This is a genomic window from Stenotrophomonas maltophilia group sp. RNC7, assembly GCF_030910085.1.
GTDB lineage: Bacteria > Pseudomonadota > Gammaproteobacteria > Xanthomonadales > Xanthomonadaceae > Stenotrophomonas > Stenotrophomonas sepilia.
Genome location: NZ_JAVFVN010000633.1, coordinates 1 through 876, shown reverse-complemented (window position 1 = coordinate 876; position 876 = coordinate 1). Strand labels below are relative to the sequence as shown.

Here is an 876-nt window from a genome sequence, read left to right as displayed (position 1 = left end):
AACTTCTTGTTTTTTACTTGCTTCGGATGTGTTGAATTGTAAAAAATCCATTGGGTTTGGCCATTGAGGGCCAAATTTTGGAGCAAAGTATGCGATGGTTGCTGACAATACAATAAATAATGTAAGAGGTCTAAGTAATTTGGAGATTTCTCTAGCATAATTTTGTAAGTGTTCACTCTCTTTTATTCGTTCTATGCGAAGAAGACTAAGCATAAAAAAGCCGATGACAACAGTACGAATAATAGCGTAGTTTGCATTGTATACATGTAAGTTATGAAAAACGGTGATATAAATAATAGTCAATATAAGAAATAACAACCCACGTTTTTTATGAATCATCCAAAAGGAGATGAAAGCACTCAAAAACCAAAATGATAAAAAAAATAAAAGTGTTGGAAAAACTGGAGAAATATCTAGCAAATTCCCTTGAAATAACAGAGAGGAATTTTGAGAAATATCATTAAAAAATTTTGTTAACCAAGATGGATTTAAAAAAGCATTTTTATAGTATAAGAAATGAATGGTGAATAAAATCGTGAAGACTTTTATTGGAATCTGCCACTTTGTTTGAAAAAAAGAGAGAGTGAAGCAAATCCCTATAAATATTACAAAAATATCTAATCTACCTACGTTTGTAATACCGATGAGGGGCCTTAGCCATTCTAGTAAAAGTAGAAATGCGCATGCATGCATGAAAAATCTAGTCATATCCCATTGTTTTTTTGTCTGTAATGTTATCATTTGCTCACCTCAAAAAACACGTTTGTATACTGGTTTCCATAAACCACATTTACAAATATTTTTCGTTTTTGTAGAGTTTCTAGAATACTAAGTTCTCGATGTGATAGTTGATTTGCTTTTTCTTTTACGACAAAC

1 protein-coding gene is annotated in these 876 nt (G+C 31.1%); it reads right to left on the bottom strand.

Features of this window, described 5'->3' with window-relative positions:
- A partial coding sequence (locus RCF13_RS12745; RefSeq protein ID WP_308141226.1) for a hypothetical protein occupies nucleotides 1-741 on the bottom strand: 741 nt, incomplete at its 3' end.
- Between the last annotated feature and the right edge of the window lie 135 nt (nucleotides 742-876).